The organism is Cyclobacterium sp. (assembly GCF_014762705.1).
In the GTDB taxonomy this organism is placed as follows: Bacteria; Bacteroidota; Bacteroidia; order Cytophagales; family Cyclobacteriaceae; genus Cyclobacterium.
Genome location: NZ_JABURL010000016.1, coordinates 1 through 15,908 on the forward strand (window position 1 = coordinate 1; position 15,908 = coordinate 15,908).

Sequence of the window (15,908 nt, forward strand, 5' to 3'; positions counted from 1 at the left end):
GGAGATGTTGATAAGAGACAGCATTTCCACCAAAACCACCCAGGGGCGGTCTCGCTGCCTGCAAGATAAATACCTCTTGCATGTCAATATTGGTTTAGGTTGGGAAAATAAAGTTTGAGTGGCCCTTTAATAATCAGGCAATCCCCTTTTAGGTTGCTGCGTGGGCTTTTTTCTGTTTTGTTGGATATACCTGAGCTCATTGCTGTTCATGGCATCCAGGATTTGGGAAGCTTGTTCCGGTGTGATGTTCATCTCTTCCAGCCGCTGCCTCAGTTCTTCCATGGCTTTCTCCCGTTCACTCAGGTCACTTTCCATATCATTGGGCTCATCTGATTCCTCATTGTTCTCTGATTTTTCGCCTCTTTTTTCTTCCATCTCATCGGTTTCGTCAGCCCCGTCTTCCTCGGTTTGTTCTTCGCCTTCACCACTTTCCTGTTCCTGGCTATCCTGCTCCTGTTGGTCCTGCTCCTGGGATTCTTCCTGCTCCTGATCTTGCTGTTCCTGGCTTTGCTGGTCTTTTTTCTCCTGGTCTTCCTGATCCTTTTGCAATTTTTCCCACAGCGCATTCAGTTTGGGGTCTTGAGGGTATTTTTCCAGTCCTTCAGCCAATAATTGGCTGGTTCCTGGAATATCCTCATTCACATACTGCCTGGCTGCTTTGTTGAAATATTCTGTTTCAGATTGAGCTACCAAAAGGATTGGAGACCAGAGAAGACAGGCAAAAAGGAATAATTTATGGATTGGTATTGATTTCATTGATCTCATTTAAATGGTCTATGAATTTCTGGTAATGTGCCACTGTTTCGTCTATTTCCAGCGCGTTTTCCATGATTTCCAAGGCTTCATCAAATTGAAACCTGTCCACCATCTCATCGGCCTGGGCTTTCATCCTTTTGGCGTAATTGGATGGCTTGATCTGGTCTTCATCTTCCCGGTCTTCTTCGTTTTCCTGCTCTTCTTCATTTCCTTCCAGCCAGCGGCTCAAGAGTTCATAATTATAACGGGCTTTTTCATTGTTTGGATTTTTAAGCAAGGCAGTCTTAAAATAAGAAAGGGCTTCCCGGTATTTTTGCTCATTTCCCAAGAGGACTCCCTGCTGGTTGGCCGCATAGGAGGGGATACTGCTGCCTGTACTGCTTGCCAGTGGCTCATAGGTTTTTTTGGCATCTTCCTCCTGACCATTGTTTTGGTAACTCAACGCAAGGTTAAAACGAACTTCAGGATGATTTAAACCATGATCTTCCAGCAAGGAAAGGTGATTTCGTATGGAATTTTCAAAATCCGTTTCTTTGAAGGACCTTTCTGCAGCAGCTATTGCCGCATTCCTGGCTGCTATTTTTTCCCAGTCAGCAGGTAAGAATAATAAAATCCAAAGTAAATATCTGGATAACATACTGTTGGTTTAGGTAGATTAAATGGACAAGGTTCTGACAGGCAAAATGGAATCGATGATTGCCAAAATCAAGCCTGCCAGGAGAAAGTAGAAATATTTATTGGAGGAAGCCTCTACAGTACGGCTTGCCATTACCGTACCTTCCAATTTGGAAATGGCATCTATCAATTGTGGGATTTCCTGGCTTTCATCACTAAGCTCAAAATAATCCCCCTCAGTTTGGCTGGCGATTTTCCTCAAATTGGTTGAGATCAATCTGGATATTGCCGGTCGATTGTTGGACTGGTCAATGACTACTCCGCTTCCTCTGGGAATCGTGCTGCCCGTTTCGGTACCTACACCCAAGCTGAATACCTTTATGCCTGACTGGTTGAGCTGCTCCATGGTTTCTTCCAATTCATTTCCAAAATCTTCTCCGTCACTGATCAGGATCACCGCTTTTGATTTGGGCTCCTGGCTTTCGTCTGACAGGAATTTACTGTAGGCCATTTTTAGTGGAGCTGCAATGTCAGTGCCTGCATTAGGCACCAGACCACTGTTCAATCCATCCAAATGTAGCTGGATGACATTTTGATCAAAGGTAAGCGGACATTGTATAAACGCCTCTGATGAAAATATGATGATGCCCAACCTGTCGGAACTGAAATTTTTGACCAGATTTTTCAATTCAAATTTCACCCGCTGTAGCCTGCTGGGTTTGATGTCTTCCGCATTCATGGATCTGGAAAGGTCAATGGCCAGAAATATATCCTTTCCTTCCTGCTTGATCTCTTTCATCGCATTTCCGATTGAAGGACCGGCAAAAGCGATCAAAAACAAAGTGAAATAAAGGGTCCTCAGTGCCATCTTCCACACCAGCCTTCTTTTTTTGACTTTGATCTTCTGGTTGATTTTCCAAAAACGGTACAAGTATATGGCATAGAGCAGTACAAAAACTGCTGCCAGTAACAGAATCGAATAATTATCAGGATATGCCCAAATCATGGCTTGAAATTAATCATTTATACTTAAAACGAAGTCATTATCGGATAATTATTGGAAAGCACTCCGATTATTGAAATTCATTTGGTGAATAACCTGCAGGGAAGCTTAACTATTTTTACCCAATACCGTTATCTTTTTGGATTCAACCCGGATTATACATTAGGTTTCGTTATAGCTTTTCCCGCATCGGGAAGGAAAGTATGGCAAATAAAATCAGACCGTTTTCAAATTCACTTCAGCGGTGGAGCTGAAAACAACAAGATAGCCACTGATTTCGAATTACTTACCGGCCGCAATACTTTTGCCTGTAGCTTATGCGTATTATTGTCTGTTTCAGGTTGAAACCTACCCAATAACCAGGATGAAATTCTTTTCAATAAAAACATCAAGAAAATAGTAATGTTTAAATACCGTTCAAATCCTTTTTGGAATACTTTTTTTGTGGTTCTTATTTGTATGTTGGTCATTTCTGGAAATGCTATTGGTCAGGAAGCAGTTTATCTCAAAGGACAGGTACTGGATAAGGTATCGGGTGAGCCTTTACCGGGAGCGACCGTATTTTGGAAAGACCAAACGGGCAAGGGGGCAGTTGCCGATATTGATGGCAACTTTTCAATAACCATTACCAATACCGAGCTCCCGGCCACTCTGGAGATCAGGTTTTTAGGCTATCAGGGTATCAGCAGAGACATTAATAATAAAATCACAGATTTGAAATTTTTCCTTAGTCCTGAAGAAATGTCATTGCAAGAGGTAGTAGTCTCGGATAGGAGAGAAGATCACAATGTGCTCAGCACAGAAATCGGCCGGAATGAAATTTCCAGTGAAGAGCTAAAGCGAATTCCCGCACTATTTGGAGAAGTTGATTTATTAAGGGGCATACAATTGCTTCCGGGCGTTACTACTGCGGGAGAAGGTACCACCGGATTATTTGTGAGGGGAGGTTCTGCTGACCAGAACCTGATTCAGATTGACGGGGCACCTATTTACAACCCTTCTCATTTTTTCGGTTTTTTTTCTGTGTTTAATCCGGATGCATTGACTGATGTGGCCCTTTACAAAGGCAATATCCCGGCCCAATTTGGGGGGAGGGTTTCCTCCCTGGTGGACATATCGCTGAAGGAAGGTAATACCAGGAAAATTGAAGGTGAAGGGGGAATAGGAAGTATCAGTTCAAGGTTAACCGTGGATGGGCCACTCTTTTCCGAAAATTCCTCATTTGTGCTTTCAGGCAGGAGAACTTACGCAGACTTGTTTTTGGCTTTTTCACCCAATGAAGACATTCGCAATAATCAGTTGTATTTTTATGATATAAGTGGAAAGCTCATGTGGCGGAAAGGGCCAAAAAACAAATTCACCTTTTCCACCTACTATGGAAGTGACTTTCTGGGTCTGGACGGGCAGTTTGGCCTGGGATGGAATAACTGGATCAATTCATTCAATTGGGACAGGGAGATTAATGAACAATTGTACCTGGATGTATCGGCTTATTACAGCTTCTACAAATACCTGATCGGTTTTAACGATGAGGACAATGGATTTGACTGGTCCAACTATTTTTCCGAGACCGGTATCAGGGCAGCATTGACTTACCTGCCCCGGGAGGATACAGAAATAAAAGCAGGGATTCACAGCCAGTTGTATTATTTTGCCCCTGTAGATTTACAACCTGCCTCTGGCAGTGGGATAGAGCCCCTGGTAACCAATCCGCGAATTGGATTACAAAACAATTTTTTTATTGCTCTTAAAGAGGAGCTTTCCGAGCAGCTCAGCATAGAGGGAGGCATCCGTTTTGGGCTTTACCAGCAAATTGGAGATGGGGTGAATTATTTGTATGACGCCGTTGAAGGGGCAGGCTTCGGACAGGTAACAGATACCCTGGAATACCGCTTTGGGGAAAAAATGCAACATTACCAGGGATTGGAACCCCGCCTTGCGGTGAGGTACCTGCTGGGAGAGGGGACGTCCTTAAAAGGTAGCTATAATAGGAATTACCAGTATATTCAGGTGGCCTCCAATAGTTCCGCAGGTTTGCCGATTGACCGATGGGTTCCAGCAGGAAAATATATACTTCCAATCCGGGGAGATCAGGTGTCGGCCGGAATTTTTAAAAATCTCAGGAACAATCAATGGGAAGTTTCTTTGGAAGGATATTACAGGGATTTCAGAAATATTGTGGACCTTAAGCAAGGGGCCAATATATTGTTTACCGACAATGTCGAGACTGAAATACTTACAGGTAATGGCTGGTCTTATGGATTGGAATTTTTGCTGAGAAAAAATATTGGAAAGACCACAGGCTGGCTGAGTTATACAAGGTCCAGGGTGTTCAGGAAAATTCGGGGTATCAATGGCGGTTTTCCTTATCCGCCCCGGTATGACAGGCCCAATGACATCAGTTTGGTGCTTACACACCAGTTGACCGATAGGATTAGTTTTTCCGGTACATTTATTTATACCACAGGAATTGCAGTAACCTTTCCAGTCGGCTCCTATGAAGTGGACAACCAGCGGGTGCCTTTATATAATGAGCAAAGAAATAGTGATCGCTTCCCGGATTACCACCGGATGGATTTATCCCTGACCTTGAAAAATAAAAACAAAGGAAGGTGGTGGCAGGGAAGTTGGAACTTCAGTGTCTACAATGCTTATGGCAGGAAAAATCCCTTTTCTTACGAATTTACTGATATCTACAACAATGATATCAGATTTGACCGGGGTTTGGGAGAAGAAGTCAGTTCTGTAAGACCAGGGGTGGTGATGACCTACTTATTTGGCATCTTGCCATCTGTTACCTATAATTTTAAATTTTAAAACCATGAGGCTATTCCTGAAAATATCACTACTGATGCTGTTGCTTGCCTGTCAGGAGGAGGTAAACCTTGACCTGGGGAACGTTGAAAAAACACCTATTATTGAAGCTACCTGGACAGATGATGCATCCATGAATGCGGTAACTGTTGCTTACTCCAGGGATTATTATGATACCCTGCCCAATGAAGTTGCAGACCATGCGGAAGTAAGCATAGAGGATTTGCAAACTGGCGAAATAATGGCTTTTCTGTTTGAAGAAGATCTTGGCCAATACCTGCCTGCAAACCAGGAGGTAGCTATTATAGGTCATGAATATCAGCTGCATGTTTCTCTGGATGGTAAGGATTATGTATCAAAAGGAATTACCCTGGAGGCACCGGTCCTGGATAGCATTACCTATGAATTCAAGGAAGAAAGGTTTTTTGCCAGTGAGGGCTATTACCTTACCCTGTATGGTAAAATACCCTTTAATGAAAATAATTTTTACAGGTTGATTCTCAGTAAAAATGATACCGTTCTGAACCGCCGCTCCGATTATTTTCTATTTGATGATACCTTTGGCAGTTCCATATTGAACAATGGATTCGAATTGACTGCTTTTTCATTTGATAAAGAGGATGTAGTAAGATTGCAAATGCTCAGGTTGAATCAAGGTGCTTATGATTACCTGAATCAGGTGGTATCACTTCTGTTTTCAGATGGGGGACTTTTTAGTCCTCCCCCGGAAAACCCACAATCCAACATTTCCGTGATGCAAGGCGAAGGAAGGGTGCTGGGTTATTTTATGACCGCTCCTGTACTTACCCGGACCGTAGTCATTCAGGAAGAGGATTAAATCGGCAAAGGAAGTATTTTTTGCTACATATTTTCATTTTTGTGTGCTTCCGCCAACTGGACAAGCTCCTTTTTGCTATAGGCCACTTTACTGACCAGGTAGAACAATACCGGCACCAGGAATAAGGTAAAGAAGGTCGCCGAAAGCATTCCTCCCGCCACAGTCCAACCAATGGTTCTTCTGGCTACAGATCCTGCACCGGAAGAAAAAGCCAGCGGCAGTACGCCGAGTATGAAGGCAAAGGAAGTCATTAAAATGGGCCTTAACCTCAACTTGGCGGCCATCGCAGCAGCTTTGGGAATGGGAATTCCCCTGTCTACCCGCTCTTTGGCATATTCCACGATCAAAATGGCATTTTTTGCAGCCAGTCCAATAAGGGTCAACAAACCAATTTGCGCATACACATTATTGGTGAGTGATGGAAACAACAAAAGGGTGATAATGGCGCCAAAAACGCCTGTAGGTACTGCCAGCAACACGGAAAAGGGAACGGACCAACTTTCATAAAGTGCCGTCAGGCATAGAAATACAAATACGATAGACAAGACAAATATTAAAAGTGTACTTCCTCCAGATTTGATTTCTTCCCGGCTCACTCCTGCAAAATCAATACCGTAACCAAGGGGGAGTTCGGCAGCAGCCAGGGCAGAGATTCTTTCTATGGACTGGCCTGAGCTGTATCCGGGGGCAGCATCTCCATTAATGGTGCTGGATCTGAAAAGGTTAAAATGGCTGATCAAGGGAGCATTTTCAATCACTTCGGTGCTGACCAGGTTGCTCAAAGGAAGCATCCCCCCAGACCTGTTTTTGACAAAAATCTTTTCCAGGCTGGATAAATCCTCCCTAAAAGAGGTGTCTGCCTGGGCTATTACCCTGAAGTTTCTTCCATATAGTATGAAATCATTGACATAAGTACTGCCCAGGTAGGTTTGCATGGAGGCATAAGCATCCCCTATATTGACGCCAAGTCTGGCTGTTTTTTCCCGGTCAAGTTCTACCCGGTATGAGGGCGTGGTGGCACTAAAGAAAGTGAAGGCATTGGCAATTTCCGCTGTCTGATTCAATTCAGAGACAAACTCCTTCACCTCTTTTTCAAATTCATTGATGCTGGAAGTGCCGTCCAGATCCTGTACGACCATGGAAAAGCCCGATGTACTTCCCAGTCCCGGTATGGCAGATGGTGCTACAATAACGATTTTGGCTTCAGGCAATTTTTCATTCAATTCCCGTAATAGCCGGTCCCGTATTTCAAAAGCATTCTGTCCTTCGCCTTCCCGTTTGCTCCAGGGTTGAAGCTGGGAAAATACTGTCCCACTATTGGATTTGCTGGAAAAATTAATGGCATTAAGGCCTGTGACGGCCGTGAAATGAAAAATATCCTCTTCCTCTCCCAGTATATCCATTAGTTTATTGATCGTTTCCAGACTTCTGGCAGTAGAAGCGCCCTCAGGTAATTCATATGTGATGAACAGCCTTCCTTCATCTTCACTGGGAATAAATCCCGATGGTTTTATTCCGAATAGTAAAACAGTAACAAGGATCAATAGGAACAAGCCTGCCAAATAATACCTGGCCCGGGAGAAACTTTTTTGGACGCTTTGCAGGTATCGTTTTCCAAAGGCATCGAATTTTTGGTTGAACCAGGAGAAAAAGCGCTGGATGCCTTTGGGCGACCGGGATGGTTTTACGGGCTGTAGGATCAGAGAACAAAGGGCAGGTGTCAGCGACAAGGCAACAAATCCCGATATCAGCCCGGAAGCGGCGATGGCCATGGCGAATTGCTGGTAAAGGCGACCGACGATTCCCGGAATGAAGCCCACCGGTATAAAGACGGCCGCAATGATCAGAGACATGGCAATGACCGGTCCGGAAATATCCTTCATTGCTTTGCTGACCGCCTCTTTGGCATTCAGCTTTTCTTTTTCCATATAACCCATGGTGGCTTCCACTACAACAATGGCATCATCCACCACTATACCGATAGCGAGCACAAAACCAAAAAGCGTCAGGTTATTGATCGAAAATCCCAGGGGTATAAATAGGCCAAATGTGCCGATAATGGAAACCGGGATAATGAGAATAGGAATCAAGGTGGTTCTCCAGTTTTGGAGAAATATGAAAACTACCAGTGAGACCAGCAACAGGGCCAGAATCAATGCTTCTACTACCTCGCCTATGGAAACGCGCACCACGGAAGCAGATTCAAAGGGAATGACATATTCCATGTCATTGGGGAAGTTTTTCTGAATTTCTTCCATCGCTGCAATAATCCCCTCTTCCACATCCAGGATATTGCTTTCCGGTGTCTGGTAGACGATAAGGTAGGCTGCGGGTTTGCCATCGGTAAAATTATTGACCGAATAGTCAAACCTTCCCAATTCCACCCTGGCCACATCTTTCAGGTAAACCAATTGATCTCCTTCAGCCGCTGACTTCACAATAACATTTTCAAACTCTTCCTCACTGTTCAGGCGTCCATTGGTAAAAAGGGTGTATTCAAAAGATTGATAACCCTGCTGCGGAGGAGTTCCCAGTGCTCCTGCGGCCACCTGAATGTTTTGTTCCCTTAAGGCAGTAATGATTTCACCGGCAGACAGGCCGGTTTGAAAGAGCTTGTCTGGCTGTAGCCATATCCGCATGCTGAAATCCTGAGCGCGGGTAAAAATATCTCCTACTCCCGGGACTCTTAGCAATTCGTTTTTGACAAAAATGTTGGCATAGTTATTTAAAAAATCAACACCATGGGTTCCTTCCGGTGAGAACATGGATACGATCATCAAAAGGCTGGGGTTCCTTTTTCGGATGGTAATGCCCAGCCTGCGGACTTCTTCGGGGAGCAAAGCCTCTGCCACATTGATGCGATTTTGGACTTCTACCGCTGCGATATCAATATTTGTACCCACCTCGAAGGTGATGTTCATGGTCATTCTACCCTCGTTGCTACTTGTGCTTTCAATGTAGGCCATACCGGGCGTGCCGTTGATCTGGGTTTCAAGTGGGGTGGCTACCGTTTGTTCTATGGTCTCCGCATCTGCACCGGTATAGGTGGCTGTAACCTGGATAATAGGAGGGGTAATATTGGGATATTGGGAAACGGGTAGGTTGACTATGGCAAGGGTGCCTAAAAGCAGTATGACCAAAGAAAGGACAATGGCCAGATTAGGCCGCTGAATAAAAATAGATGAAATCATTCGGGATTTCTGTTTTGGGTGGTGACTTTATTCCCGTTACTTAGTTTCTGCATGCCGCTAACAATGATTTCCTGTCCTTCGGCTAATCCTTTTTCAACAATAACCCGATCCTTAAATTTCCTGCCCAATTCTACTTTCTGCTCTATTGCGGTATCATTTTCGATGACAAAAACCGAGATTTCTCCCATTTGTTCCATGGTGGCCTTATGGGGAATGGTGAGCACACTGGCCCCATTAATGGCTTTTACCCGAAGGGTGGTGCTCAAGCCTGGCTTAAGGTTCTGATCCGGGTTTGGGAAATGTAACCTGATTTGCAGGGTGCCCGTTTCTCTGCTTATTGCCCTATCCATATTTTCCAGGGTGCCCGGATAGGGGTGGCTTTCTCCATCGGGTAAATTTATCATAAAGGTACTATCGGCAATTACTCCTTCTTTATCCTCCATCAGGTTTCGGAATTTTGAAAGGTTTTTTTCTCCGGCAAAAAAATCAATTCCAATCGGATCATTGGAGGAGATGACATTGAGAAGCGTTTCACCCTGATTTACCAATGCCCCCAGTCGCACCGATGAGAAACCAATGGTTCCATCGAAGGGGGCCCGTACAGATGCATATTGGAGGTTGGTCAGGTCATTGTCTACCTGGCCTTGTGCCGCCATCATTTCCAATTCTGCGTTGCGGAGATCGGTGAGGGCATTGTCGTATACCTGGGCAGCGATGGCATTTCCCTCCCTCAGTTTTTCGTACCTTTCCATGTCCCTCTGAACTTTCTGCAGATTGGAAGCAGCGATCTTGAGTCTTGACTCTGATTGTTTTAAAGTGGCCTGATACCTGCTTTTGTCTATTTCATAAAGCAATTGACCTTTTTTTACTTTTTGACCATCCTTAAAGAGGATGTTGGTAATATAACCACTTACATCCGCCCTCAATTCCACTTCCTGCAGTGCCACAGCAACGGCCGGATATTGGTCTGATAGTTGGATCATCTCCTTTTTTACCTTTTCGGATTCCACGCGGGTGGCCTGGCTTTCTGTTTCTTGTTTTTTATTACAGGAATATTGAAGGATCAACAGCCCGATAAGTAATAGTTTTGTTTTCATCAATAGTCGGTTTTTATTTCTCCACGGGCTTTTTGAAGGTCTATTTTGGCGGTTGTGGCATTGAAAAGTGAACGCAGGTAGTTGATTCGGGCCGTTCTTAAATCGGTTTCTGCCTGGATCACTTCCAGGAAGTTTTTAATTCCCTGTTCATACTGCAGGCTTATGGTACCGTAGATTTCCTCTGCAAGTTCACGATTGCTCTTTTGGGTTTTCAGCAAATAAAAACTGTTTTTATAAGCACTAAGGGCCTCCTGCATTTCCAGATTTACTTCCAAAATCAGGCGTTTTTGATCCAGATTAATATTCTGGAGATCCAGGGCTGCCATTCTTGCTTCAAATTTCCTTTTTCCGCCCAGGAAAATAGGAAGATTAAGTTGCAGGCCAATCAGGGAAAATGAATACACCTGATCAAAAAGTTTACTGCCGACCGGACTTAAAAAGAGGAAATTGTAGTCATAAAAGGCTGATACATCCGGTAGAAATCTCCTTTTCTGATAGCTTATCTCAGCATTTTGAATGGCTTTCTGACTTTCCAAAACCTGATATTCGATGCGGTTTTTTGCCTCGTAAACCAAAAGGGTATCTGGAGTCAGTTCCTCCTCTAGCTGGGCAGCGGAAGCACGAACATTGATTTCAATATCCGTATCCATTCCCAGCCAATATTTAAGAGCGGCTACTTTAATTTCCTTTTCTTCTTTGTATTGGTACAATTGGCTTTGGGTATTTTGAAGGGTAATGGTAGCTCGTTTAAAATCTATGTTATCCGTCAATCCTGCCTCCAACTGCAATTTTGCATCCTCTAATTGTCTGCTTTGCCTTTTGATATCCTCTTGTGCCAATCTGACCTGTTCCTCAGCCAGAAACACCTCATAAAAGGCTTTGCTAAGCCCCACTACCACTTGAATCTTAATGTCTTCCAGTGACTGGGAAGCAGCTTGTTTTAAATGGGAGGCCTGGGCGTTTATCCTAAAAAGCTCGTTGTTCAGCAGGTTTTGACTCAATGAAAAATTTAAATTGGCATTATGAGGAACACCGGTCCGGACTTCCTGGAATTCACCTGATTCAGGATTGTCAAAATCAGGAAAAATGGCCACTGGTTGTTGAAAATACCTGTTGACAGCTCCTTCCAAATTCAATTGGGGGATCCAGGCCGATTTACCTGATTTGATAGCATAATCCGTTTTTTCCGTTTCATTGACAAACTGCTGCAAAAGAGGTTGGTTTTCAAAGGCCAGGGAAAGGGCGCTTTCCAAATCCAACTCCATTACTTCCTGCTGCTGTGAAAAAACCTGTCCGGTAAACCAAAAATAAAAAGTTAGAATTGCAAACAATGTTCTCATTAAAAGGATGTTATTGGCTAAAGGATCGGTAAGGACTTGTACATGTGAATTTCTCAAAATAAAATGAGTTTACCAAAATTGTAAGTTCATGTGTTTAAAATTGTTGCTTTCCGGCCACAACTTGCCCCGCACCAAAGATTGGGTTGGCCTGTCCCTTCCCGATAGCTATCAGGATCTGGAGAACCTTGCCCCGATACGTATTGGGCCATCCCTTTGCGTGTCGCCTCGTTCAGGCCCGGTTTCCTGTAAAGGCTTTTACAAGCTTTTCACTTTTATCCCAAATCTGATCCCTTAATTTTTTCGATTCGGCCTTTTTGGATGCTGAGGATACTTTGGATTTTTTGAAATAAGCCCCGTTCTTTCCCGGGACTTTATTGACGCTGGCTAAATATATCCCTGTTTCTGCTCCTTTTTTGGGGCTGATCATAAATGGTTTGAACAGGGAAAGCAGCAATTTGAAAAACCCTTTGCTTTGCTGACCAAAATTGGTGTTAACCACTCCCGGGTGAAGGGCATAGGCTTCAATATGTTGATCCCCATACTTTTCTGCCAATGATTTTGTGAACAGGATATTGAAAAGTTTCGCATTGGCATAAGCTTTAAAGGAGCTGTATCCCTTTTCAAATTGAAGGTCGTTCAAATCTACCGATGCGGCTTTATGGGCTTCTGAACTCACATTAATGATCCTTGCGCCATTGTTGTGGGTCAAAAGAGGCATCAATTGCAAGGTGAGTAAAAAATGACCCAGGTGATTGGCTGAAAAAGTCAGTTCCAGTTGATCTTTGGTTATGGTTTTTTCGGGAAAAATGCCCCCTGCATTGTTGATCAATACATCAACGCTGTCGGTATGCTTTGCAATTTCGGCTGCTGCCTTTTTTACTGATGCCAGGTCAGCCAAATCACAATAAACCAAAATGAATTTATCGGCGTTGTCTTGGCTGTTTAATTCATTCACCAATGTCCTGGCTTTTTCCATGTCCCTTACCAAAAGGAATATTTTGGTGAATTTGGGTGCAAGTGCTTTGACTTTTTCTGCTCCAATACCTGAAGTGGGGCCTGTAATGACAAGTTGCATACTGAGAGGGATTTTGGTAAATTAAAGAAACAGTGAATTGGCCTTGATTGTTCATTGATAAGCGGATTAGCTGCCTATAATTTGGCTTATAAATAAACTTTTTCGCCGTTTAAGACAGGCCATTTCCCAAAAGGTTGCAGCAACCTGGCGAAGCTGGTAAATAATTTTTCCTATTTTTGCTAATAAAAAAAATGCTTCAGCCGGATTGCTTTGTTTTGTGATTTCAATTGGTTCGTGGCATGAGTTTGTGAATGAGCGGTATACAGCAGCTTAATGGTATAGATTAACCCAATTGATAATTTCTTTACGTGGAAGACAAAAAATTCATAGACATCAAAAAAGTGATTAAGGAAAAAAATCCGGCATTGTCGAAGTGGTTGCCTGGATTTGTCCTGAGCTACATAAAAAGGATCGTACATGAATCTGAGGTTAATCAGATCATGTCCAAACACGGGGACTTGAAGGAACTGGATTTTGTGAATGCGCTGATTGAGGAGTTTGGAGTAGAAATAGCCATTTGCGGAGAAGAAAATATTCCCAGGGACGGTAGCGTCATATTTGCTTCTAACCATCCTCTGGGAGGCTTGGATGGAGTGGTACTGATGCATGTACTTGGCAAGTACAGAAAAGACCTGAGGTTTCTTGTCAACGATGTATTGATGCACATCCCTCATTTCGGAAAACTTTTTGTTCCGGTAAACAAACATGGTACCCATGGAAAAAAGGGAGCCGAAATAATTGAGGAAACCTATGCATCTCAAAATGGGGTGATTGTGTTTCCTGCCGGGTTGGTATCCAGAAAGCAGGAAAATGGGATCAGGGATTTGGAGTGGAAAAAAAGTTTTGTGAATAAGGCAAGGAAATATAAAAAAGATGTAGTACCTGTTTACATTGAGGGGAAAAACTCGTCTTTTTTTTATAATTTGGCCAACCTTAGAAAAAAAATAGGACTGAAGGCCAATATTGAAATGTTTTATTTGGCTGACGAAATGTTTGGGCAAAAAAACAAAAAAATTGTGGTCCACATAGGAAAACCGATTTCTTACGAGTATTTTGATGCTTCCAAATCAGATAAATACTGGGCAGAAGAGGTCAAAGAAATAGTTTACAAGATTGTCCAAGACAAGTAGGATTTATGCAAGATATTATCAACCCGATTGACCGGGAGGTTATACATAGTGAATTGACGCCGGAGCGGTTTTTAAGATATGTAAACAATGGGGAAAATGAAATTTATCTGGTCAATCAGCATAATGCACCCAATGTGCTTCAAGAAATAGGGAGATTGAGGGAAGTATCTTTCAGGGCCGCAGGCGGAGGAACGGGGCTTCCACTGGATATAGATGAAAATGATACCTGCGAGAATTGTTACCAGCAGTTAATCGCCTGGAATCCCGAAGACAAGGAGATCATCGCAGGTTATCGGTTGATCAAATGTGCTGATGCCGGATTTGCTTCCAATGGATCTGTAAATCTTTCCACTGCCCATCTTTTTAATTTTTCGGAACGCTTTGTAAAAGATTACCTGCCCTATACCATAGAGCTGGGCAGGTCTTTTGTACAACCCAAATACCAGCCCAGTGTGGACAATAGAAAGGGGATTTTTTCGCTGGACAACTTGTGGGATGGCCTGGGTGCTGTGGTCATGCTCCACCCGGATGTAAAATACCTTTTTGGAAAAGTTACCATGTACCCCCATTATCAGTCCAAGGCCAGGGATTTACTGATTTATTTCATGAATCATTATTTTCCTGATAAGGATGAATTGATAATACCCATCGATCCCCTGGGATACAAAACAGATGCCAGTAATTACCAAGGTTTTTTTGATGGCCTCAGCTATAAGGAGGGTTACAAGCTGCTTAACTCCACGGTCAGGGCTTTGGGAGAAAACATCCCTCCGCTGATCAATACCTATATGAACCTGTCCTCAACCATGAAAACTTTTGGAACAGCCATGAATTACGAATTTGGAGCGGTGGAGGAAACGGGGATTTTGATTACTATAGCCGACATTTACGAATCCAAAAAACACCGTCACCTGGAAACCTTTGAGCGGGACAGGCACTTCGGTATGAAAAATAAAAAAGACTAAGTAAGAAAATATCGTGGGTAAGCTTTGAGCATATTGTCAGATGAAAGTAAAGCCTTTTGGAAATACCGGTTTGAATTTCCCCTCTGTTATTTTTGGGAGCAGTTCACTGGGCAATCTTTTTCAGGCCTACACCAAAGCTGAAAAAAAAACGATTTTAGGGGAAATCGTCCGGCAAACAGCCCCATACACCGTATTTGATACCGCAGGTAAATATGGGGCGGGGCTTGCTTTGGAGGTTTTAGGGGAGTTTTTAAGGGAAGCTGCCATTCCCGAAAACCAGGTAATCATTACCAATAAACTGGGTTGGGTAAGGGTGCCCCTGGAAGCGGAGGAACCTACCTTTGAACCGGGAATATGGAAGGGTATACAACACGATGCCGTCCAAAAAATCGGTTATGATGGCATCCTGGAATGTTTCGAAAAGGACAATGTATTACTCCAGGGATATACCCCTCAATTGGTTTCCCTGCACGACCCGGATGATTTTTTGGAGGCCGCAAAAAATGAGCAGGAAAAAGCTTTTCGCTGGCAACAGGTACTGGAGGCTTTACGTGCTTTGATCCAATTGAGGAAAGAAGGAAAAGTAAAGGGGGTAGGGGTCGGTGCGAAGGATTGGACCATCATCCGTAAAATTTATGAAGAAATCCCCTTGGACTATGTCATGATAGCCAATAGTTTGTCGCTATATGCTCACCCGCCTGAACTGTTGGATTTTGTAGCCTTGCTGCGGGAAAATAATGTAGGGATTATCAATGCAGCCATTTTTCAGTCTGGATTTTTGGTAGGTGAGGATTATTTTGACTACAAGAAAATAGACCGGGATAGTCCTGGTGGGAAAGAAAAGCTTCATTGGAGGAAACAATTTTTTGGAGTATGTGAAAAACATGGCATAGCACCTTATCACGCATGTATTCAGTTTGCCCTTTCCATACCCGGTATCTGCAGTGTGGCACTGAGCATCAATCAGCCCAATTTGATACAAATGAACCTTCAGGCAGCTGAGAATAAAATAACCTGCCAATTTTGGGAGGAGTTAAAAGATAAATCCTTAATTTCCGCATTGTCCTTTATATAACCTGAAATA

The 15,908-nt window shown here is 43.4% G+C and carries 13 protein-coding genes; 6 read left to right on the forward strand and 7 right to left on the reverse strand.

The annotated features are described in order from the left end of the window. Positions 1–126: 126 nt before the first annotated feature. The 3 genes from HUJ21_RS02170 to HUJ21_RS02180 are packed head-to-tail and all read right to left on the reverse strand — an operon-like array spanning position 127 to position 2,377. Positions 127–756, reverse strand: coding sequence for a hypothetical protein (locus HUJ21_RS02170; RefSeq protein ID WP_291366917.1), 630 nt, complete (start codon positions 754–756; stop codon positions 127–129). Next, positions 734–1,393 (reverse strand): tetratricopeptide repeat protein, encoded by a 660-nt coding sequence (locus HUJ21_RS02175; protein ID WP_291366918.1) that lies wholly within the window; start codon positions 1,391–1,393, stop codon positions 734–736. The genes HUJ21_RS02170 and HUJ21_RS02175 overlap by 23 nt, the downstream gene beginning before the upstream one ends. A gap of 18 nt (positions 1,394–1,411) precedes the next feature. Continuing rightward, positions 1,412–2,377: a VWA domain-containing protein gene (locus tag HUJ21_RS02180; RefSeq protein WP_291366919.1), complete on the reverse strand. Its 966-nt coding sequence runs from the start codon at positions 2,375–2,377 to the stop codon at positions 1,412–1,414. Positions 2,378–2,428: 51 nt separating this feature from the next. Between HUJ21_RS02180 and HUJ21_RS02185 the strand changes: the two genes are divergently transcribed. The 3 genes from HUJ21_RS02185 (at position 2,429) to HUJ21_RS02195 (ending at position 6,026) form a co-directional block, all read left to right on the forward strand. Next, complete coding sequence (locus HUJ21_RS02185) at positions 2,429–2,719, forward strand: hypothetical protein (RefSeq protein WP_291366920.1); 291 nt, start codon at positions 2,429–2,431, stop codon at positions 2,717–2,719. A 114-nt stretch (positions 2,720–2,833) separates the two neighbouring features. Next, complete coding sequence (locus HUJ21_RS02190) at positions 2,834–5,191, forward strand: TonB-dependent receptor (protein WP_291366921.1); 2,358 nt, start codon at positions 2,834–2,836, stop codon at positions 5,189–5,191. Positions 5,192–5,195: 4 nt separating this feature from the next. Further along, a complete protein-coding gene (locus tag HUJ21_RS02195) occupies positions 5,196–6,026 on the forward strand; it encodes a DUF4249 family protein (RefSeq protein WP_291366922.1) in 831 nt (276 codons plus the stop codon). 23 nt (positions 6,027–6,049) lie between these two features. On the opposite strand, the gene HUJ21_RS02200 is transcribed toward HUJ21_RS02195, so the two are convergent. The 4 genes from HUJ21_RS02200 to HUJ21_RS02215 form a co-directional block, all read right to left on the reverse strand. Then, positions 6,050–9,217, reverse strand: a complete 3,168-nt coding sequence (locus HUJ21_RS02200; protein WP_291366923.1) for an efflux RND transporter permease subunit — start codon at positions 9,215–9,217, stop codon at positions 6,050–6,052. Beyond that, positions 9,214–10,314, reverse strand: a complete 1,101-nt coding sequence (locus HUJ21_RS02205) for an efflux RND transporter periplasmic adaptor subunit (protein ID WP_291366924.1) — start codon at positions 10,312–10,314, stop codon at positions 9,214–9,216. Before HUJ21_RS02205 ends, HUJ21_RS02200 begins: the two co-directional genes overlap by 4 nt. Continuing rightward, entirely contained in the window at positions 10,314–11,654 is a 1,341-nt protein-coding gene (locus tag HUJ21_RS02210; RefSeq protein WP_291366925.1) for a TolC family protein, read from the reverse strand. The genes HUJ21_RS02205 and HUJ21_RS02210 overlap by 1 nt, the downstream gene beginning before the upstream one ends. Before the next feature lie 229 nt (positions 11,655–11,883). After that, on the reverse strand, positions 11,884–12,729 hold the full coding sequence (locus HUJ21_RS02215; protein ID WP_291366926.1) for an SDR family NAD(P)-dependent oxidoreductase: 846 nt from the start codon (positions 12,727–12,729) through the stop codon (positions 11,884–11,886). Between the two features lie 308 nt (positions 12,730–13,037). On the opposite strand from HUJ21_RS02215, the gene HUJ21_RS02220 reads away from it, so the two are divergent. The 3 genes from HUJ21_RS02220 to HUJ21_RS02230 are packed head-to-tail and all read left to right on the forward strand — an operon-like array spanning position 13,038 to position 15,899. Then, positions 13,038–13,859, forward strand: a complete 822-nt coding sequence (locus tag HUJ21_RS02220; protein ID WP_291366927.1) for a 1-acyl-sn-glycerol-3-phosphate acyltransferase — start codon at positions 13,038–13,040, stop codon at positions 13,857–13,859. A 5-nt stretch (positions 13,860–13,864) separates the two neighbouring features. Continuing rightward, the gene (locus HUJ21_RS02225; protein WP_291366928.1) at positions 13,865–14,824 is read left to right on the forward strand and encodes a GNAT family N-acetyltransferase; all 960 of its coding nucleotides are present in this window, start codon (positions 13,865–13,867) and stop codon (positions 14,822–14,824) included. Positions 14,825–14,864: 40 nt separating this feature from the next. Further along, complete coding sequence (locus HUJ21_RS02230) at positions 14,865–15,899, forward strand: aldo/keto reductase (RefSeq protein ID WP_291366929.1); 1,035 nt, start codon at positions 14,865–14,867, stop codon at positions 15,897–15,899. The last annotated feature ends 9 nt before the right edge of the window (positions 15,900–15,908 follow it).